The organism is Streptomyces akebiae (genome assembly GCF_019599145.1).
GTDB lineage: Bacteria > Actinomycetota > Actinomycetes > Streptomycetales > Streptomycetaceae > Streptomyces > Streptomyces akebiae.
In genome coordinates this window covers 9,064,732-9,083,445 of record NZ_CP080647.1, presented here as the reverse complement: position 1 = coordinate 9,083,445, position 18,714 = coordinate 9,064,732, and the positions used below count along the sequence as shown (strand labels likewise).

Genomic DNA, 18,714 nt, shown 5'->3' with positions numbered 1-18,714 from the left:
CCATGGGCGACGACGAGAACCGAGAGCCGAAGACAACCTATCGCGAGGCGATGCGCGAGGCGCTCCGAGAGGCCCTGCGCGCCGACGAACGCGTCTTCCTCATGGGCGAGGACGTGGGCCGGTACGGCGGATGCTTCGGCGTCAGCCTCGGTCTGCTGGAGGAGTTCGGCCCGGAGCGCGTCCGCGACACCCCGCTGTCGGAGTCCGCGTTCGTCGGGGCCGGCATCGGCGCCGCCCTGGCCGGAATGCGGCCCATCGTCGAGATCATGACCGTCAACTTCAGCCTGCTCGCCCTCGACCAGATCCTCAACAACGCCGCCACCCTGCTGCACATGTCCGGCGGCCAGTTGCCCGTACCGCTGGTCATCCGCATGACCACGGGCGCAGGACGGCAACTCGCCGCGCAGCACTCCCACAGCCTCGAAGGCTGGTACGCCCACATCCCCGGCATCCGTGTCCTCGCCCCCGCCACCCTTGAGGACGCACGCCACATGCTCGCCCCCGCGCTCGCCGACCGCGACCCCGTACTGATCTTCGAGCACGGAAGCCTCTACAACGTCTCCGGCGAACTCCTTCCGCCGACAGCCTCCGTGGACCTGGACCACGCCGCGATCCGCAGGCCCGGCACCGACATCTCCCTGATCACATACGGCGGTTCGCTGTCCAAGGCCCTCGGGGCGGCGGACGAGCTGGCCGCCGAGGGCATCAGTGCCGAGGTGATCGACCTGCGCACGCTGCGTCCCCTCGACGACGCGGCCGTCACGGCGTCCGTGGCTCGGACCCACCGGGCGGTGGTCATCGACGAGGCGTGGCGGACGGGCAGCCTCGCCGCCGAGGTGTCCGCCCGCATCGCGGAAGGGTCGTTCTACGAACTGGACGCGCCCGTCGAGCGGGTGTGCAGCGCGGAGGTGCCCATGCCGTACGCCCGGCGGCTGGAGGAGGCCGCCCTGCCGCAGACCGCCGACATCGTCGCGGCCGCCCACCGGGCGGTGGACTGATCATGGCCGAGTTCACCATGCCGTCCCTCGGTGCGGACATGGACGAGGGCACGCTCCTGGAATGGCTGGTGGAGCCGGGGGACCTCGTACACAAGGGCGATCCGGTAGCGGTCGTGGAAACCGCGAAGTCGACGATCGAGGTGGAGTGCTTCGAAACCGGGACCATGACGGAGCTGCTCGTCGAGCCCGGCATCACGGTGCCGGTGGGCACGCCGCTCGCGCGGATCGGCCCCATGACGGAGCAGCCCGGCGAACCGAAGGAGCCGGAGGAACCGGAGGAGCCCGAGGAACCGGAGGAACCGGAGGAGCCCGAGGAACCGGAGGAGCCCGAGGAACCGCCGAGGCCCGGGAAACCGGAGAAGGCAGGGAAAGCCGGGAGCCCCGCGGAGGCCGAGCAGGCAGAGGCGCGGCGACCGGTCCGGCACACAACGCAGAGGGGCCGGCCCGCCGAGCCCTCCCCGCAGCCCGAACGCCGGCCCGCCGAGCCCTCCCCGCAGCCCGAACCCGGACCGGTGTCCGTGTCGACACCCTCCGCGCCGTCCGCCGCCCGCGAACACATCGAGGCAGGACCCTTGGCCCGGCATCTCGCCGAGGACAGCGGGGTCGATCTGGAGACGCTGCACGGCTCCGGCCCCGGAGGGCGTGTCACCCGAACCGACGTCGAGGCAGCGGTGGCCGCCCGAGCCGCTCCCCGGGCGCCGCGCGTGCGGGCCAGTCCCCTCGCCCGGCAGCTCGCCGCCGAGCTGGGCGTCGATCTGGCCACGGTGACCGGGACGGGCAGGAAGTCGTCCGTCCGTGCCGCGGACGTACGCCGGGCGGCCCCCGGACCGTCGGCCCCACCCGCTCCTGCGCCCGCCACCCCGGTACGTCCTTCCGCCGTACGACCTTCTGTCGCACGTCCGTCCGAAGACCGGGCGGCGGCCATGCGCCAGGCGATCGCCGGCCTGATGACCCGCGCCAACCGGGACATCCCCCACTATTACCTCTCCACGACCATGGACATGGCCGCCGCGATGGAATGGATGCACGAGCACAACCGGCGCAGCCCGGTCGGTGAACGGCTGCTCCCGGCCGCCCTGCTGCTCAAGGCGGCGGCCCTGGCTGCCCGGGAGGTCCCCGAGCTCAACGGCTTCTGGACCGATGACCACTTCACGGCCGGCGAGGGTGTCCACCTCGGCGTGGCCGTGTCCCTGCGCGACGGAGGGCTCGTCGCCCCCGCGCTGCACCACGCCGACACCCTGGCCCTTCCGCAGCTGATGACCGCTCTGAAGGACCTGGTCACCAGGGCGCGCGCGGGCAGGCTGCGCGGTTCCGAGGTGTCCGACGCCACGATCACGGTCACCAACCTCGGCGATCAGGGTGTGGAAACCGTCTTCGGCGTGATCTACCCGCCGCAAGTGGCCCTGGTCGGCTTCGGGCGGGTGGTCGACCGCCCGTGCGCCGTCGACGGCCTGCTGGGCGTGCGGCCCATGGTCACGGCGAGCCTCTCGGCCGACCATCGAGCGACGGACGGTGCCGTCGGTGCCCGCTATCTCACCGTGGTCACTCGCCTCCTGCAGAACCCGGAGCAGCTGTGAACATGAACCGAACCGATGCGCTGGACATGGTCAGGGAGTCGATCGCCTCCGTCATCCCCGACGCCGATGTCACCGCCCTGGGGCCCGACGACGTGTTCCGCGACGTGCTCGAGATGGACTCGCTGGATTTCCTGAGTTTTGTCGAGGTCCTCAGCGAACGGTCCGGCGTCCGCATCGAGGACGAGGACACGTCCCGGCTCACCACGCTGTCCGGCAGCGCCGACTTCCTCGTCGCCCAGATGCGGTGACATCCAGCCTCCGAAGCCTGATGGCAAGAAGCAAGGAGAAGATCGTGACCACGCCGACCCGGCAGCCCGGCCGGACACGGGCTGCTGGAGATCGAGTCGCGCTTCGCCACTCTGACGGTGGGCGGCTGCGGCAATGGGCAGCTCGGACAGCGGAGCGGTGACCGTCCCCGGTGCCGCCGCATCCGGGGATTACTGGAACGCCGCGTGGATCTCCTGCTCGGTCGCGGAGTGTGAGACGAGGAGGAGTTCGTCACCGGGCCGGAGCCGGATCGCCGGATCCGGCACGGTCGGCTGCCCGTCGCGGACGATCGTGGCGACGACCGTCCCTTCGGGCAGTCGGATGTCGCCCAGAGACCGGCCCATCGCCCTGGACTGCGGTGTGATGGCCGTTTCGATGACGTCGACACCGGCCTTGCTGAGCCGCAGCAGGGCGACCGTGTCGGTGGCCCCGGTGGCCTCCTCGATGAGGGAGATCAGCGGGGTGGCGGCGGGGACGGCGACGTCCACGCCCCAGCGCCCGTCGAACAGCCAGGCGTTGTCCGCGTCGTTGACCCGGGCCGCCACGCGGGGAACGGAGAACTGCCGTTTGGCGAGCAGGCTGATGACGAGGTTGTCCTCGTCGTCCCCGGTGGTGGCGACGACGAGGTCGGCTGTCAGAGCACCGGCGCCTTCGAGAAGGGCCGGTTCGCAGGCGTCCCCGGCGATCAGCCGCACCGCAAGGCGGCCCTCCAGTTCGGCCACGCGCTCGTCGTCGATGTCGATCAGCGTGACCTCGTTGCGGGCCGCGGAGAGCACCTGGGCGATCTGGGTGCCGAGCCGTCCCGCGCCGGCGATGAGCACGTTCACGTCCCCAGCTCCTTGTCGAGAAAGCCGCGCAGCCTGCCCAGCGCGGTGGCGGCGACGGCGAACGTGACCAGGTCGCCCGTCCGCGCAGGCGTGCTGTGCGCGGGGATGAGGGAACGGCCCGCGCGGGTGACCTCGATGACACGGATCTCGCCGTCGACGTCGAACTCGGTCAGCCGCCGCCCGATGAGGTAGTCGGGTACCTCGGAACGGATGAGCAGGGTTTCTCCGTTGCCGAAGCTGAGTTCCGGACTGAGGTGGCGGTGCAGCAGCATCTGGTGGATCTGGTGCACGGTCCAGCGGACGCTGGCGATGGTGGGGATACCAAGGTCGCGGTAGATGTCGGCGCGTCGGGGATCGTAGATGCGGGCGAGGACGATCGGCACCCGGTAGGTCTCCTTCGCCGTACGCGCGCTGACGATGTTGCTGTTGTCCCCCGACGTGACGGCCACGAACGCGTCCGCGTGCTCGATCCCGGCCTCCTGGAGTACGGCGCGGCTGTAGCCGTTGCCCTCGTGGAAGCGGATGCGGGGGCTGTCGGGCAGCCGCCGGGCCGCCTTGGGGCGCCGGTCGACGACCCGCACGTCGTGTCCTTCTGTGGCGAGCAGACCGGCGAGCGTGGATCCCACCCGTCCGCAGCCAACGACGATCACCTTCACAGTGGGGCTCCTTTCCGGCGGTCGGCGCGGCGGCGCAGCCACCCTTTGCGGGCCTCGTCCGCGAGCAGGGGCAGGGTGCCGAGCGCGGCCAGGACCGCCCAGTCGCCGGCATCGAGCGGGGCGGTGTTGAAGACGGCCTGCAGCGGCGGCAGATAACTGATGGCAACCATCAGGGCGACGCCGAAGCCGCCCGCCGCCAGCAGGGCCGGATTGGACAGCAGTCCCACTCTCAAGATGCTTTGGCGGTCGGTGCGCACCGCGAGGGAGACGAAGAACTGGCTGAGCACGATCCCGCCCTGTGCCAGCGTGACGGCCTCCCGGTAGACAGGACTGTCCTCGGTGAAGTCGTTGAACGGGATGCCGGAGGAATGAATGTGCCAGAAGAACACCGCGCACACGCCGAGCGCCTGGATGCCGCCCAGGAACAGGATGCGTCCCACCACCGCAGACGAGAACAGCCGCTCGCGCCGGGAGCGCGGCGGGCGGTCCATCACGTCCGGCTCGGGCCGTTCCGCGCCCAGCGCCAGGGCGGGCATCACGTCCGAGCCCAAGTCGATCGCCAGGATCTGCACCGCGCTGATCGGCACCAGCGGGAACCCGGCGAACGTCGCCGCCAGGATCGGGCCGAGTTCGCCGATGTTGCTGCTGAAGACGTAAACCAGGAACTTGCGGATGTTCTGGTAGACGGACCTGCCAAGCCGCACCGCCATCGCGATGGACGCGAACGAGTCGTCCAACAGCACCATCGAGGCCGACTCCCGGGCGACGTCGGTGCCCGAAGCTCCCATCGCCACGCCGATGTCCGCGTGCTTGAGCGCCGGGGCGTCGTTCGCGCCGTCCCCGGTGACCGCCACGACCTCGCCGCGGCGCTGCAAGGCGGTGACCACGCGCATCTTGTGCTCCGGGCTGACCCGGCACAGCAGCAGCTCGGACGGCTCGGCGAGCAGCGTGTCGAGCGCCTCGTCGTCCATCGCGTCGAGCCGGGCGCCCGTCACCACAACCGGATCCGGCCGGCGTACGATCCCCACCCGGCGCGCCACGGCCTCCCCGGTCAGCGGGTGATCACCGGTGACCATGACGATCCGGATGCCGGCCCGGCGGCAGGCGGCGACCGCGTCGTTGACCTCCGGGCGCGGCGGGTCCAGCATGCCGACCAGGCCCAGCAGCGTGAGTGCGGACTCGGCCTCGTCCTGCGCGGGACGTGGCCCGTCCAACTCCCGCCGCGCGACCGCCAGCACCCGCAGCCCCTGCGCCGCCAGCGCGTCACTCGCCGCGACCACCACCGCCCGGTCCTCGCCGGTCAGCGGCCCGCGCTGCCCCGCCCGCTCCACGTCGCTGCACCGTGCCAGCAGTTCCACGGGCGCACCCTTCACGCACGCCTGATAGCCCGCGCCGCTCTTGTGCACGGTGGTCATCAACTTGCGGTCCGAGTCGAAGGGGAACTCCGTCACCCGCGGTGCCGCTGCCTCCTCAGCCCTCAGATCGAGCGCGGCCTTGGCCGCGACGACGAGCAGGGCGCCCTCGGTGGTGTCGCCGAGCACCCGCCAGTGTTCCCGGCCCCCAGGGCCTGCGGGCGGAATCAGCCGGGCGTTACAGCACAGGCCCGCCACCCGCATCAGCTCGCGCACCGGCGCCGCGTCGGCGACCTCACCGCTCGGTGCGTACCCCACGCCGGTCACCGGGTGCGTCGCACCCCCCGCCCACACCTGTGTGACGGTCATCTCCGCCTGCGTGAGCGTCCCGGTCTTGTCGGTGCACACGACCGTGGTCGACCCGAGCGCCTCCACCGCCAGCAGCTGCTTGATCAGGGCATGGCGGCGCGCCATGCGCCGCACACCGATCGCCAGCGACACCGACAGCGTCGCGGGCAGGCCCTCCGGCACCAGCGCCACCATGACCCCGAGCGCGAACACGAACACGGTCACTGGCGACTCCCCGGTGGGCAGCCGCACCGCGAACATCAGGGCACCGATCGCGAGGGCCGCCCCCGCCACCCGCCGGGCCATGGAGGCCACCTGGAGCTGCAGGGGGGTCTTCTGCCGCGGAGCGGCGGCCGCCAGCCGATAGATCCGCCCGAACTCGGTCGGCGCGCCGGTGGCGAAGACCACGGCCCGCCCGGACCCTGAGACGACGTCGGTCCCCATGAACACGCAGTTGCGGGCCTCCAGCGGCGGCCCGGCCACCACCGGATCGGCCGTCCGGCCCACGGCGTTGCTCTCCCCGGTCAGCGGCGCGTTGTTCACAGCCAGCTCGTGCGCCTCGACCACCCGGCAGTCCGCCGACACCGCGTCCCCGGCCTCCAGCACCACCACGTCACCCGGCACCAGCTCCCGGGCCGGCACCTCCATCCGTTCGCCGCCGCGCAGCACCCGGCAGGTGTGGGGCACCATCGCCTCCAGCGCCTGGGCCGTCCGCTCGGCCGAGTACTCCTGGGCGAAGCCGATGGCGGCGTTCAGCACGACCACGCCCAGGATCGCCACCGCCAACTGGAAGGTGCCCGCATCACGCGGTTCCTCCAGCGCGTACGCCAGGAAGGTGATCCCCGACGCGACGATCAGCACTACGGCGAACAGGTCCGTGAACTGGGACCCCAGCTGCCGCCACACGGCGGGGCGCCCCGCACGCGGCAGTTCGTTGGCCCCGTACCGCTCCAGCCGGGCCCTCGCCTGCGCCGCCGACAGGCCGCGCCGGGACGTGTCCAGGGCGCTGAAGACCTCACCGGCAGCGAGTTCCCGTACCGCGGGGCCCCGGTTCGCACCGGACGCGGCGCCGACCGCCACGTCCTTCCCTCCGCCCGGTACCAGCGGGTCCGTACCGGTGGGGTGCATCATCCGATCCCGTACGGTGACGAGGTCATCGTCGCCTGTGCGACCGGCCGGACCGCGCGCGGCGCGTCGGGGGAGGCTGCCATCACGGACTCCTGGGAGTTCGGCGGACTTCTCGCCGGTTCACCGCCCATGACCGGCGGCGCTCCCTCATCGTGTGACGGGTCCGACGGCACCGCCAGGGCCGTCCGGGCCAGAGGTCCCGGGCCGTTCGCCGACTCGCACGGGGACCGTGATGACGGGACAGCGGGCGTGGTGCAGCACCCCCTGGCTCACCGAGCCCAGCAGCATGCCCGTGAACCCACCGTGCCCCCGGGTTCCCACGACCAGCCCCAGGGCGTGTTCCGAAGCCTCCGTCAGCACCTGCACCGGGTGGCCACGGACGACCTCATGGTGCAGCTCCACGTCCGGGTACGTCGCGGTGCGACCCGCGACCGTCTCCGACAGCACACGGCGGCACTCCCGCACCGCGGCGTCCTCGTCCAGCACGCCCAGGAGCGGTGGATGCCACACATACAGGGCCCGCAGGAGCGCCCCGCGCAGGGCCGCCTCCTCGAACGCCACATCCACCGCCGCGGCGGAGTCCGGACTGCCGTCGACGCCGACCACGAAGTACGCGGGCTTCTGGGTGACGTGCTCCGGCTCCGGCTCCGGCTCCGGTACGACCGCGACCGGGCAGGGGGCATGGGCGCTGAGCGGGAACGCCACGGAGGCTGAGGTGAACATTTCGCGCCGCCTGTTCAGGTGCCAGGAACCCACCACGACCAGAGCGGCGCTCCGCGCCTCTTCCCGCAGGACCCACGTCGGCTCTCCTTCCGCCAGCAGCGTCGACACCTCCACCGTCGGCTGCCGGGCCTCGACGAACGCGACCGCCTCCTTGAGTACCTGGTCACCCACGCCGTGCAGCGCCTGGTTCCACTCCTCCCAGGACGGCCGTACCTCCCCCGACCGGTAACCACCGGTCGGCACGCCCTGGGCATGGACGAGCCGCAGCGGCAGGCCACGCCGGTCCGCTTCGTCGGCGGCCCAGGCCAGCGCCGGCCGCTTCGAGCGGTCCGGGTCGACGCCCACTACGATCGGCCGACGCCTGTCCGCACCAGTCATGGCCGCCTCCAGAAAGATCTCCCGCTCCGCACGGCCCCTTCGCTGTCCTCCCAGCCTGCCCCCTGCCTTCGAGCGCCGCCACGCCAAGAAACCATGAGGGGATCGCCGACCAACAGGTGTGGTGATCACCAGGGGGCGGAGGGAAGGCGACTTTCTCGCGGCCGGGCAGGCGGCAAGCATGGTCATGATGAGTCGGCTCTCGCGCCGTGGCGTGTGCCGCGCTCGGAGGCATCGCGGTCTGCCCGGAGCAGTCGCCACGTCGGACGGGTGCGGCGTGAGCGACCGCTCACCCCTCCGGCAGCAGGAGGGTGCAGGTCTCTCCGGGCGCGATGGTCACGGCCCGGTCGGGCAGGACCACACGGATCGGTGTCTCCTCCGAGTCGGGCACACCGATCCCCAAGTGTCCGCTGCGAAGCCGGACGCTGACGCCCCAGTGGCCGCGGTAGCGCAGCGAGAACCCGTACTCCGACAGCGCCGGAAGCGGCACGGGGTCCAGGCGGAGGGCGTCCTCGCGGGTCTCCAGGCCGGTCAGGCCGCGCTGCACCAGGTCCAGTGTCCCCGCCATGGCACCGAGGTGTATGCCTTCCCCTGTGGTACCGCCCTGGAGGTCGGCGACATCCCCCTTCAGGGCTTCCTGGCAATAGGACCATGCCTCGGCCTGTCTGACCCTGGCGAGGACCCAGGCGTGAACGAGGCCGCTGAGGGTGGAGCCGTGGCTGGTGCGCTTCAGGTAGTAGTCGACGGTCCTGCGCCAGACCTCGTCGTCCATGTCGTAGCCGAGACGGCGGAACAGGTCACGCAGTTCGGCGGGCGAGAAGAGGTATCCGAGCATCAGTACGTCCGCTTGTTTGGAGGCTTGGTAGCGGTTGACCGTGTCCCCCTCCGCCTCAAGGATCCGGTCCAGCCGCCGGATGCTGTCGTAGCGCGCTCGGTACGCCTCCCAGTCCAACTCGGCGAGGTCACCGTAGCCGTCGAACTGACTGATGACGCCCTGGTGGAACGGCACCAGCAGCCGCCGGGAGACCTCCTCCCACTCCGGGAGTTCGCCGCTGTCCAGCCGGATGCGCTCGAACAGTTCCTCCCGGCGCCACGCGGGCAGGCGCCGTACGAGGTCCAGGGCGCGGCTGAGAACCCAGGCGGCCGTGACGTTGGTGTACGCGTTGTCGTCCAGGCCCGGCCGGGCGGCGTCCGGGTAGCTGTCGTGGTACTCGTCGGGGCCGACCACGCCCCGGATGCGGTAGCGGCCCAGATCAGGGGCGAACTCCGCGGTGTCCGCCCAGAAGCGGGCGATCTGCAGCAGCATCTCCGCGCCCTTGGTGTGCAGGTACTCGGTGTCGCCGGCCGCTTCGCAGTACTGCCACACGTTGTAGGCGATCGCGGAGCCCACGTGGTGCTGGAGGCGGGAGTTGTCCGGCAGCCACCGGCCCGAACGGGGGTTGAGATGCAGCTGCTGGGTCTCCTCGCGTCCGTCGCTGCCACTCTGCCACGGGTACTTGGCCCCGGCCCGGCCCGCCGCGTGGGCTGCACGGCATGCCTGGGGCAGGCGCCGGTGGCGGTAGTTCAGCAGCGCCCGTGAGACCTCCGGGAAGTGCAGGTTCAGGAAGGGCAGCACGAACAGCTCGTCCCAGAAGACATGGCCCCGGTACGCCTCGCCGTGCAGGCCACGAGCCGGCACGCCCACGTCCAGCTCCGTGGTGTGCGGCGACAGCGTCTGCAGCACGTGGAAGAGATGCAGACGCAGCACACGACCCGCCTCCCCGGGCACCTGGATGTCCGCGCGGCGCCACAGCCGCGCCCACGCCGCCACATGGGAGTGCAGGAGCGCAGGGAAGTCACCGGCTGTGGTCACCCGGTCGAGCGCCGCGCCGAGCGGGTCACTGATCGCCAGGTCACGGGAGGTGTGCAGGGCCACGGTCTTGTCCACGACGGCGGGCCGGCCCGGAGCGACCGGTAGCACCAACCGGTGCACGGCACGGTGGCGAGACGGCCGAAGCTCGGACGACGTGGGCAACTGCCCCATGACGACCGTACGCGCCGCCATGCTGATCGTGATGTCGGAGCTGCTGGTCCGGCAACGCAGCCACGTCGTGTCGGTCCCCGCCTCCCCTGTCCGCACCTGGGCCAGGTGGTTCCGGTTGAGGGACCGGTAGCGGTGGACGTTGTTGTTGGTCACGTCGCCGTCGAGGACGGACTCGACCTCGATTTCGCCCGACCACTCCTCGGCCGTGAAAACGGTCCGTAGCGCGGCCCGATGAGGATCCGCCATGTCCTGTAGGCGGTTCTGTTCCACGCTCAGCATGCCTGCCTCGTCGTCCCGGTACCGGAACGTGCGCGTCAGCGTGGCACGGCGCAGATCCAGGGTGTGCCGGTAGTCGAGCAGTTGCCGCGCGTCGGGAGAGAACCACGGGCCCACCGCTCCGTCGGCGGAGCGGAGACGGAACCGCAGAAGCAGCCAGTTGGGGAGATTCACCAGGTCCTCGTTGACCACCCGTCGCCCCGCCACAGTGGACTCCAGGTGGTTGTAGACCCCGGCCGCATAGGTGGCCGGGTAGTGCACCAGGCCCGCCCTGCTCTCCGGCACCGCTCCGCGCGTGGCGAAGTAGCCGTTGCCGAGCGTGCACAACGCTTCGCGCAACCGCTCGGCAGCGGGGTCGTATCCCTCGTACTCCCAGAGCCACTCCGACATCCGTCGTCCTCGCCTTCTCCCCTCACGAGATGGAGCGTGCGACGCGCGCCGGAGTTCAGGCCCGGTGCGGGACGACGGCCACCGGGCACTCGGCGTGATGCAACAGGGCGTGGGCGACCCTGCCGAGTTGCAGACCGAAGTGACCGTGCCGCCTCACCGCACCCACGACGACCAGGTCGGCGTCGGTCGACACGTCCAGGAGGACCTTGTGGGCGGGGCCTTCGAACGCCTGGCGCAGTACATCCACCTCTGGGTGATTGGGTACGGCGTCACGCAGCGCGTCCGTGAGGAGGGCGGAGGCCCGTTCCTCGTGGGCAACGGCGGAATCGTCCACGAGCAGAGGGCTGTCCACGTGCTCATGGGCGGGGCTGCGCCAGGCCCGTACAGCATGCAGGGCGCAGCCGCGCGCCTCGGCCTCGCGGAAGGCGAACCGCAGGGCGGCCGAGCCCTCGGTGGAGTCGCCGACGCCGATCACTACCCGACCGAAGGAGCCCTGCCGGTTCCGCTCGCCACCGCGGACCACGATGACCGGGCACACGGCGCGGGCAGCCACCGTGAGGCTGACCGATCCCAGCAGCATCCCCGTGACCTCGCCGCGGCCGCGGGAGCCGATGACCAGGGCTGAGGATTCATTGGCAGCGTGCAGCAGCACGGACACAGCGTCGTCAGGCAGCACGTCGCTCGCCACCTTCACCTCTGGGTCGCGCAGCTGGGCGCGCTCCGCGCAGGACGCGATGATGTGCTCGGCCATGACCTGTTCGGCCGGACGGTCGGTGCTGAAGGAGGGGCGGCTTCCCTCGTACCGCTCCCACCGGGAGGCGTAGACGAGCCGCAAGGGCAGCCCGAGGCGCGCCGCCTCGTCCACGGCCCAGTCCACGGCCTGCAGGCTGGAATCCGATCCGTCGACACCCACGACCAGCGGGAGCTCCATGGTCCCTACCGCCTTCCTGCCCGGCCACGGCGTGAACCCCTGTGAATACCGTCGCACCGCCCCGGATCCGTCGCGACACGTGACGGACTCCCGCAGGGAGATCTGGGCCCGGGTTGCACCGTGCCGATTTGCGACGATCGTGGAGTCATGCGGCCGGAAGGCATCGCTGGGCCGTCCGCGTCGCCACCACGGCCTGCGCACTGACCTGGGCCCGTCGTCCTGTCGACCGGACGCGGGTCGGGACTCCCGCCGACGAGACCAGGCACCGCGTGGTGAGACGTCCGTGACCGGATGGGAGCCCGCCCCCACTTCGAGGTCGTGGAGAAGGGATGGCCATTGTGGCTGCGAGGAGCGGCGTCGTCGGCGCCCTGACCAAGGAGCATCGCGAGCAGCTCACAGGGATCTGCTCGGCTGGTCGTGGTTCGTCCCTCCCCGTCGCCGGCACCTGGGGGCCCAGGCCGGCAGCCCCGGTGCGCGCCTACGAGTTCGACGCGGTTGCGGTCCATGAGCTGTGTTGGCACGGCACAGGAGCTGAAGGACGAAGTGTGTACCCATGTCTCCGGAGTGTTCGCGGGCCGGCTCATGTCCGCCCGGGTGCGGCTGCTCGACCTGTACGCGCCCTACGGCGCAGGCGAAGTGCCCTGACGAGGCGAGACGAGGAGGCCCGAAGTGCCTGAGACCCCGCACATCGTGAGCGATGTGATGACGCATACGGTCGTGGCCGTCGGACGCGACGCCCCCTTCAAGGAGATCGTGCAGACCATGGAGCAGTGGAGGGTCAGTGCCATGCCGGTGCTGGAGGGCGAAGGGCGCGTCATCGGCGTCGTCTCCGAGGCCGACCTGCTGCCCAAGGAGGAGTTCCGCGACAGCGACCCGAGTCTCTTCGAGCAACGTGGGCGCCTGTCCGACATCGCCAAGGCGGGGGCAGTGACGGCTGGGGAGCTCATGAGCACCCCCGCGATCACGGTCCACCCCGACGCGACCTTGGCCCAAGCGGCAAGGATCATGGCCGTCAGGCACGTCAAGCGACTGCCCGTGGTCGACGACGTGGACATGCTCCAGGGCATCGTCAGCCGCGCCGACCTGCTGAAGGTCTTCCTGCGGTCGGACGAGGACATCGAGGAGGAAGTGCGCCGCACGGTGGTGTCCTACCTCTTCCCGGCCTTCAGCCACGCCATCCACGTGAACGTCCACGAAGGCGTCGTCACCCTGCGCGGGCACATCAGCGACACCTCGCTCGTCTCCGTCGCCGTGCGCCTCGTACGCGCCATTGAGGGCGTCGTGGACGTTGAGCCCCGTCTCACCGGCGAGTCCACCACTCCGGTCGACCCTGGGAGCGAGCCGTAGGAGACCGAACCCGGCACACACGCGAACGGTGAGGAACCGATCAGGTCTCCTCCCTCACTGCTCGGCCGCCGTGATGCGGAGCCCGTCCGGCTCGGTAACCACCTGCGCAGGTCCCACGACGAGCACGCTCCGGCCCTGGCTCATCGCCTCATCCACATGGTCGACGTCGAAGGCGACTTACGCTCCCACGGCCGCTGCCGGGACCGAGTCCGGCGCGGTCCGGAACGCGATCGCATCGTCGACAACCTCGTAGTTCACCGGAACCACCGCCGGGCCGCGCGGTGTCGACACCGCCACACGCCCCACCCCCGTGCGTGGGAAGCCGGGCGCGGCATTCGTCGGGGCGAAGGTCCAGAGCTGAGGGTGCGGGAGCGCAGGCTCGGGCCAGGCGGCAGATCGGTGCCGCGGCCCCGCAGAGCGACGGTGGTGGTGCGCAGTGCGTCCGCCAGGCAGATAAGACTGGTCACTGACGGGTCGGCCTGCCGTCCTTGGTCCCTGCCGACGACCGGCAGCTCGACCCACCTGTTCCTCCCCGGTCATATCTGGGGAACGACCGCGATCGGACACGGCGCGTGATGCAGCACCGCGTGGTTGACCAGGCCCAGTTGCAGGCCGACGTGTCCGTGGCGCCTGCGGGCCCCGACAACGAGCAGATCAGCACCGGACGAGGCTTCCAAGAGCGCCCGTCGTACCGGGCCCTCGACCACCTCGCTGGTCACCGGGACGTCCGGATACCGCTCCGCAGGGCCGCGCAACGCGTCAGCGAGCACGTCGGCGGGCGGGCGTCCCATGGCCTGGAAGGCGTATCCGGACAGGCCCGGAGGCCCCGGCGTCCCGACCGGGACGCTCCAGGCGTGCACGGCCACCAGCCGACAGCGCCTCACATGGGCCTCGCGGAACGCGAACTGCACGGCCGTACCGCTGCCCTCCCCGTCCTCGACACCGACGACGACGATCCCGAACCGGCCGATGCGGTGCTCCACCCCACCACGCACGACGACGACCGGGCAGTCGGCATGAGCGGCCACAGCCAGGCTGACCGAGCCCAGGAGCAGCCCGGCGAGATCTCCAAGACCTCTCGACCCCAGCACCAGCGCGAAGGCGTTGCGCCCCTTCCCGACCAGGGCGGACACCGCGTCCTCATGCAGCACCTCACTCGACAGTCGCACCGCAGGGGCGCTCTTCCTCGCTCGCTCCGAGGCGACGGCGACCATGTCCGGCGCCTCGCGGTCCGCTATGACCGCGTGCACGAGACGGAGCGGCACCTCGTGCCGGACTGCCTCGTGCGCGGCCCAGTCCACCGCCTCAAGGCTCGACTCGGACCCGTCGATGCCGACCATCAGGGGAACCGCCACCACTCCCACCTCCTTGTTCCGGACTTCCGGCCCGTGCCTGGCGCCGCCTCGCCGGGGACCACATGCGCCGCGCGTGGATCTGGGGTAGTCCTCGATGTAGAAGCGCCGTGTCGTGTCGGTCGGCGCCGACGTTCGTGCGGCGCATCGAACACGCCCCGCGGCCGGCCTGCACGGCCACCCACGCACGGGGCGAGCAGTCCGGACGGTGGCCACGCTCACGGTCCTTTCCAGCTTCGTACGAGATGGAGGCAGTCGCCATGGAGCGAGCCCTCACCGTGGGCCTCGATGGCTCTCCCGAGAGCCTTGCCGCCGCCCATTGGGCCGCCGACGAGGCCGAGCGGCGCGACCTCACCCTGCGCCTGTTGCACGCGTGGCCCCTACTGGCGCCAGAACCGACCCACGTCCCTTCGGAAATCGACCAGAACTACTGGGCGAAGCGGCTCATGCACAACGCTCGGACGGAACTCCAGGCGCACCATCCTGGCCTCACTCTCGTCGGCAACCTGGTCGCCGACGACGCCCAGAACGCACTGCTCCAAGCGGCGTCGGAGTCCGAGATGCTCGTGCTCGGCTCGCGGGGCCTGACTCCCGTGGAGAGCTACTTCCTCGGCGACATCAGCATGTCCGTCGTGGCACACGCCGAGCGGCCCGTGGTCCTGGTCCGCGCCGAACGACGGGGAGAAGGCCGCACCCCCGAATCAGGTGCACCAGGCGATGTGGTGGTGGCACTGAAACTGCACGGACCGTGCGATGAGCTGCTCGAATTCGCCTTTACCACCGCCGCGGCGCGGGGTGCACCCGTCCGCGCCGTCCATGGTCGCAGCCTGCCGATCCACGCGTACGCCCCCTGGGGCGTCGACCACACCGTGACCCAAGAGGAAAGGCAGGACGCGCAGAAGAGCCTGAGCCAGGCCCTCCGCCCCTGGCGTGAGAAGTTCCCGGGCGTGGCGGTGGCCGACACCGTCCGCCTCGACAGCCCCGCCAGGGCCGTCGTAGCGGCCGCCGCGGGCGCCGAGTTGCTGATCGTCGGCCGACGCGGGCACCACCCTCCCCTGGCCCCACGCCTGGGCCCCGTAGCCCAGGCCGCCGCCCACCACGCCCGTTGCCCTGTCGCCGTCGTCCCTCATGACTGAGCCGAGCCACCACGAGGAGCCGAGGGCGCCGGTGCGGTGAGCCGACGCCCACGCGCCCCCGTCCCTCCCGCGCGCGGAGGTGCGCGAGACCCACACCGCGGTGGTGCTCTTCGTCTCGGACCGCGCCTACAAGGTCAAGAAGCCGGTCGACCTGACGTCCCTGGACTACACCACGGTGACCGCCCCTCGGGCCACCTGCGAGCGGGAAGCCGCCCTCAACCGTGCCTGCCGGACGCGACCGCGACCGTCGGCGTCGGCGGGGCTTCCACAACGGAAGGGCAGACGGCGCCGCGTGCCCAGTGGACGGCACTGGCGCGGACTGTCGCCATCGCCATCGCCTCCGCCCGAGCTTGTCCTGGGTGAGTTCGTCGAGTTCGGCGTCCCCTTCGGCCTCGTCGGCGCGGACCGCGTCGTGTACGCGGTGCCGGATGTGGTCGTCGAGCATGCCGAGAGCGACTTCTTGCAGGGTGTGGGTGGCGGCGCTGATCTGGGTGAGGATGTCGACGCAGTACCGGTCTGTGTCGACCATGCGGGTGATACCGCGTACCTGACCCTCCACCTTGTGCAGCCGGGACAGGTGGTCGTCCTTGTGACCGGCGTAGCCGCGCGGCTTGGCCTTCCCCGCCGGATCCGCGGTGCGGGGGTGGTCGGGATGGTGGTCATCGGTTCTGCCCTCCCTCGCTTGTCCCCCCTGCTGCCGGCGCCCGGTAGCGGCCCGGGTGGGCGTCGAAGGTGGCCGCGCGGTGCGCGGAGCAGAAGAAGTGGCTGCCGGACGCGCTGTCGCGTCGTTCGGCGGCTGACGCCGGGCCCAGGTGCATGCCGCACACCGGGTCCACAGTCATAGGTGCCGCGCCTGACGGGTGTTTGTGGCCAGTGCCGGACTCAGGCGAATGGTGCGGTTGCTGCCCGGCGTCGGGCCGCGGCGGGTGGGGCCGTGCTCCGGTGGGCTGCGGACTCCACCCGGGGTGTGACGGACTCGGGTGTGGCGGGCGGCAGCGGGCTGGTGTGTGGCACCCCTGGCGGCGCGCCTTCTTCCAGCCTCGCTCCTTCAAGCCTCCGCCCGGCTACCCCTACCTGGTAGGGGCGGAACGGCCCCCTCGGTCGGGCCCGTACGGCCCCAGTGCGCCGCCCCCGGAAGAGGCACGCTGGAGACGAGGACACAGGCTCCTCAAGGGCGCCGGGCCTCCTGGCCCGCACTCGATGCCGAACGATCCGAAGCAGGTGAAGGGCGATGTTCTGGTACGGCCATGACCCCGGCGGATGGGGCTGGTTCGCGATGTCCGCCAGCATGATCCTGTTCTGGGCGCTGATCATCACAGTGGGCGTGCTGCTCTTCCGCGCTGTGAACCAGCCTCACGAGCACACCCACACCCCCGCCGCGCCGCAGACACCCGAACAGGTTCTCGCAGAACGGTTCGCCCGCGGGGAGATCGACGAAGAGGAGTACCGGCGCCGCCTGACCGCCCTGCACGCCGGCCCTCTCACCAAACCCTGACAGTCGGCCGCACTGGCTGCGGCCTCTGTCCTCCGCTGCAGGAGGCTCGTGATGAAGCAGCGCAACTACGGCATGTACGCGCTCGCCGCCGCGATCGTCGTCGTCGAGGACGCCGCGGTGATCGCGGACGCGGCCGCACCATGCCGCACACCCTGCGCTCACTGGAGCTGACCGACGAGGTCACCGCCGAGCTGACCGTGCTCGTCGGCTTCGATGAGGACCTCGCGGCCGAGGCCACCCGCACCTCCGACCGGATGCGCGGTCCGCTCACCCATGTCCACCCCCCGCTGGAGCGCGCCCTCGGGCTGCGCCTGGACCACCCGGCCGTGACCTGGCTGCTGGAACGTCACGGCTCCCCAGCCGCGCTGCGGAAAGCCGGTCGCCGCAGACTCGTCGAGGCGATCAGACCCAAAGCCCCACGCATGGCAGCCCGGCTGATCGACGACATCTTCGACGCGATCTTCGACGCGCTCGACGAACAGACCGCCGTAGTCCCGGCACCTGCACCCTCGACACCGTGATCCCGTTCCCTGGCCCGCTCGCTCCTCGCCACCGTCCACGAACAGTGCCGGGCCCTGGAAGCCCTGATCAAGGCCCTGATCAAGGCCCTGCTGGAGGATCACCCTGTTTCCAAGGTCCCGACCTCGATGCCGGGGGCCGCGGTCAGGTCCGCAGCAGTTCAAATCATCACCACGTGCAGCAAGAAGGCCCAGGTCACTGACCTGGGCCTTCTTCGCGGAGCGGCTGACGAGTATCAAAGTCGCGCTCTCGGCTTGGGAAGCGACGGCGCCCGCATGGAGTCGTTGACCTGCGCCTATGTGACTCAACGGCGGCCTCGCGAGAGCGGGTTCGCACCGCTGTTGACCGTTGTCGTCCGCTCACAGGGGTCTTGGGACCATGGGCGACGTCTTACTACCAGCAGCGCCAGCCGCAGCCGCTGAGCCCGGACACGTCGGAGCGGCTGACGTCACCCACGGGAGCGCTTGCCGACTTCGACTGCCCGGCCGCCTGGGCCGGCGTGGTGACCAGCAGTGTGGCCGCCGCACAGAGCACGAGACCGGACACAATCCGAGTACGAGTCGCGGGAATTCTGGCACGCATAGAGACTCCTAATGTTCAAGCCGGTGCAACATCACACTGATGGAAATACGAACGCTCGCGATCCCGAACGCTCGCGATCCATGAGGACCATTCGATCATATAGACAGGAAACTTGAAAGTGCAAGTACTGAATGAACCCATTACCTTCAGGACGATTTCGACGCTCAAGCGTGCACAGACACCGATTCTCGTGCAGCCGTATCCGCCAGTAATGCGGCCCACAGCACGGGCTGCCGCCTTCACGTTTTCCGCACGACCCAAGGGGTTATTTCACATTTCCCTGACGCTTCTCCAATGAATCTCTGGAGGCGCTCCGAAATATCGACCCCGATGTGTTCGTCGTGGCGACAGCGAGGGGTGAAAACCATCAATTCCCGGCGCTCAGGCAACATGGGCACCTCGCCCCCGGAGC

Annotated in this window: 14 protein-coding genes and 3 pseudogenes; 8 read left to right on the top strand and 9 right to left on the bottom strand. The window is 70.6% G+C overall.

Annotated features, from left to right (window positions below; translation table 11 throughout):
- Nucleotides 1-2: 2 nt before the first annotated feature.
- From K1J60_RS39500 to K1J60_RS39490, 3 genes are read left to right on the top strand one after another with little or no spacing between them, the layout of a single operon-like run.
- Complete coding sequence (locus K1J60_RS39500; protein WP_220650408.1) at nucleotides 3-998, top strand: alpha-ketoacid dehydrogenase subunit beta; 996 nt, start codon at nucleotides 3-5, stop codon at nucleotides 996-998.
- A gap of 2 nt (nucleotides 999-1,000) precedes the next feature.
- On the top strand, nucleotides 1,001-2,575 hold the full coding sequence (locus K1J60_RS39495) for a dihydrolipoamide acetyltransferase family protein (protein ID WP_220650407.1): 1,575 nt from the start codon (nucleotides 1,001-1,003) through the stop codon (nucleotides 2,573-2,575).
- Nucleotides 2,576-2,577: 2 nt separating this feature from the next.
- Complete coding sequence (locus K1J60_RS39490) at nucleotides 2,578-2,823, top strand: acyl carrier protein (RefSeq protein WP_220650406.1); 246 nt, start codon at nucleotides 2,578-2,580, stop codon at nucleotides 2,821-2,823.
- 189 nt (nucleotides 2,824-3,012) lie between these two features.
- On the opposite strand, the gene K1J60_RS39485 is transcribed toward K1J60_RS39490, so the two are convergent.
- The 6 genes from K1J60_RS39485 to K1J60_RS39460 form a co-directional block, all read right to left on the bottom strand.
- Nucleotides 3,013-3,669: a potassium channel family protein gene (locus tag K1J60_RS39485; protein ID WP_220650405.1), complete on the bottom strand. Its 657-nt coding sequence runs from the start codon at nucleotides 3,667-3,669 to the stop codon at nucleotides 3,013-3,015.
- Entirely contained in the window at nucleotides 3,666-4,325 is a 660-nt protein-coding gene (locus tag K1J60_RS39480) for a potassium channel family protein (protein WP_259408109.1), read from the bottom strand. Before K1J60_RS39480 ends, K1J60_RS39485 begins: the two co-directional genes overlap by 4 nt.
- Complete coding sequence (locus tag K1J60_RS39475) at nucleotides 4,322-7,156, bottom strand: cation-translocating P-type ATPase (protein ID WP_317619739.1); 2,835 nt, start codon at nucleotides 7,154-7,156, stop codon at nucleotides 4,322-4,324. The genes K1J60_RS39480 and K1J60_RS39475 overlap by 4 nt, the downstream gene beginning before the upstream one ends.
- Before the next feature lie 144 nt (nucleotides 7,157-7,300).
- Complete coding sequence (locus tag K1J60_RS39470; protein ID WP_220650403.1) at nucleotides 7,301-8,254, bottom strand: universal stress protein; 954 nt, start codon at nucleotides 8,252-8,254, stop codon at nucleotides 7,301-7,303.
- Nucleotides 8,255-8,540: 286 nt separating this feature from the next.
- Nucleotides 8,541-10,940 (bottom strand): glycoside hydrolase family 65 protein, encoded by a 2,400-nt coding sequence (locus K1J60_RS39465; RefSeq protein WP_220650402.1) that lies wholly within the window; start codon nucleotides 10,938-10,940, stop codon nucleotides 8,541-8,543.
- 55 nt (nucleotides 10,941-10,995) lie between these two features.
- Nucleotides 10,996-11,871, bottom strand: a complete 876-nt coding sequence (locus K1J60_RS39460; protein WP_220650401.1) for a universal stress protein — start codon at nucleotides 11,869-11,871, stop codon at nucleotides 10,996-10,998.
- A gap of 504 nt (nucleotides 11,872-12,375) precedes the next feature.
- Here K1J60_RS39460 and K1J60_RS39455 point away from each other — a divergent pair.
- Both K1J60_RS39455 and K1J60_RS39450 read left to right on the top strand, forming a co-directional pair.
- Nucleotides 12,376-12,516 carry a hypothetical protein gene (locus K1J60_RS39455; RefSeq protein WP_220650400.1) on the top strand — a complete coding sequence of 47 codons (141 nt, stop codon included), beginning with the start codon at nucleotides 12,376-12,378 and terminating at the stop codon, nucleotides 12,514-12,516.
- Between the two features lie 24 nt (nucleotides 12,517-12,540).
- The gene (locus tag K1J60_RS39450) at nucleotides 12,541-13,218 is read left to right on the top strand and encodes a CBS domain-containing protein (RefSeq protein WP_220650399.1); all 678 of its coding nucleotides are present in this window, start codon (nucleotides 12,541-12,543) and stop codon (nucleotides 13,216-13,218) included.
- 75 nt (nucleotides 13,219-13,293) lie between these two features.
- Here the strand turns inward: K1J60_RS39450 and K1J60_RS39445 are convergent.
- A pseudogene (locus K1J60_RS39445) lies at nucleotides 13,294-13,676 on the bottom strand (pyridoxamine 5'-phosphate oxidase family protein); the annotation flags it as partial.
- A 78-nt stretch (nucleotides 13,677-13,754) separates the two neighbouring features.
- Nucleotides 13,755-14,573 carry a universal stress protein gene (locus K1J60_RS39440; RefSeq protein ID WP_220651906.1) on the bottom strand — a complete coding sequence of 273 codons (819 nt, stop codon included), beginning with the start codon at nucleotides 14,571-14,573 and terminating at the stop codon, nucleotides 13,755-13,757.
- A gap of 257 nt (nucleotides 14,574-14,830) precedes the next feature.
- Between K1J60_RS39440 and K1J60_RS39435 the strand changes: the two genes are divergently transcribed.
- Nucleotides 14,831-15,706: a universal stress protein gene (locus K1J60_RS39435; protein WP_220650398.1), complete on the top strand. Its 876-nt coding sequence runs from the start codon at nucleotides 14,831-14,833 to the stop codon at nucleotides 15,704-15,706.
- A gap of 418 nt (nucleotides 15,707-16,124) precedes the next feature.
- Here K1J60_RS39435 and K1J60_RS47255 read toward each other — a convergent pair.
- A pseudogene (locus tag K1J60_RS47255) lies at nucleotides 16,125-16,235 on the bottom strand (metal-sensitive transcriptional regulator); the annotation flags it as partial.
- A gap of 702 nt (nucleotides 16,236-16,937) precedes the next feature.
- On the opposite strand from K1J60_RS47255, the gene K1J60_RS39425 reads away from it, so the two are divergent.
- Both K1J60_RS39425 and K1J60_RS39420 read left to right on the top strand, forming a co-directional pair.
- Complete coding sequence (locus tag K1J60_RS39425; RefSeq protein ID WP_220650397.1) at nucleotides 16,938-17,201, top strand: SHOCT domain-containing protein; 264 nt, start codon at nucleotides 16,938-16,940, stop codon at nucleotides 17,199-17,201.
- 105 nt (nucleotides 17,202-17,306) lie between these two features.
- A pseudogene (locus K1J60_RS39420) lies at nucleotides 17,307-17,893 on the top strand (IS110 family transposase); the annotation flags it as partial.
- Nucleotides 17,894-18,714 lie beyond the last annotated feature (821 nt).

Excerpts from the sequence above, each read along its gene's own strand:
- K1J60_RS39500 (WP_220650408.1), top strand. The coding sequence starts at position 3 with ATGGGCGACGACGAGAACCGAGAGCCGAAGACAACCTATCGCGAGGCG.
- K1J60_RS39495 (WP_220650407.1), top strand. The coding sequence starts at position 1,001 with ATGGCCGAGTTCACCATGCCGTCCCTCGGTGCGGACATGGACGAGGGC.
- K1J60_RS39490 (WP_220650406.1), top strand. The coding sequence starts at position 2,578 with ATGAACCGAACCGATGCGCTGGACATGGTCAGGGAGTCGATCGCCTCC.
- K1J60_RS39475 (WP_317619739.1), bottom strand. The coding sequence starts at position 7,156 with ATGATGCACCCCACCGGTACGGACCCGCTGGTACCGGGCGGAGGGAAG.
- K1J60_RS39470 (WP_220650403.1), bottom strand. The coding sequence starts at position 8,254 with ATGACTGGTGCGGACAGGCGTCGGCCGATCGTAGTGGGCGTCGACCCG.
- K1J60_RS39465 (WP_220650402.1), bottom strand. The coding sequence starts at position 10,940 with ATGTCGGAGTGGCTCTGGGAGTACGAGGGATACGACCCCGCTGCCGAG.
- K1J60_RS39460 (WP_220650401.1), bottom strand. The coding sequence starts at position 11,871 with ATGGAGCTCCCGCTGGTCGTGGGTGTCGACGGATCGGATTCCAGCCTG.
- K1J60_RS39455 (WP_220650400.1), top strand. The coding sequence starts at position 12,376 with ATGAGCTGTGTTGGCACGGCACAGGAGCTGAAGGACGAAGTGTGTACC.
- K1J60_RS39435 (WP_220650398.1), top strand. The coding sequence starts at position 14,831 with ATGGAGCGAGCCCTCACCGTGGGCCTCGATGGCTCTCCCGAGAGCCTT.
- K1J60_RS39425 (WP_220650397.1), top strand. The coding sequence starts at position 16,938 with ATGTTCTGGTACGGCCATGACCCCGGCGGATGGGGCTGGTTCGCGATG.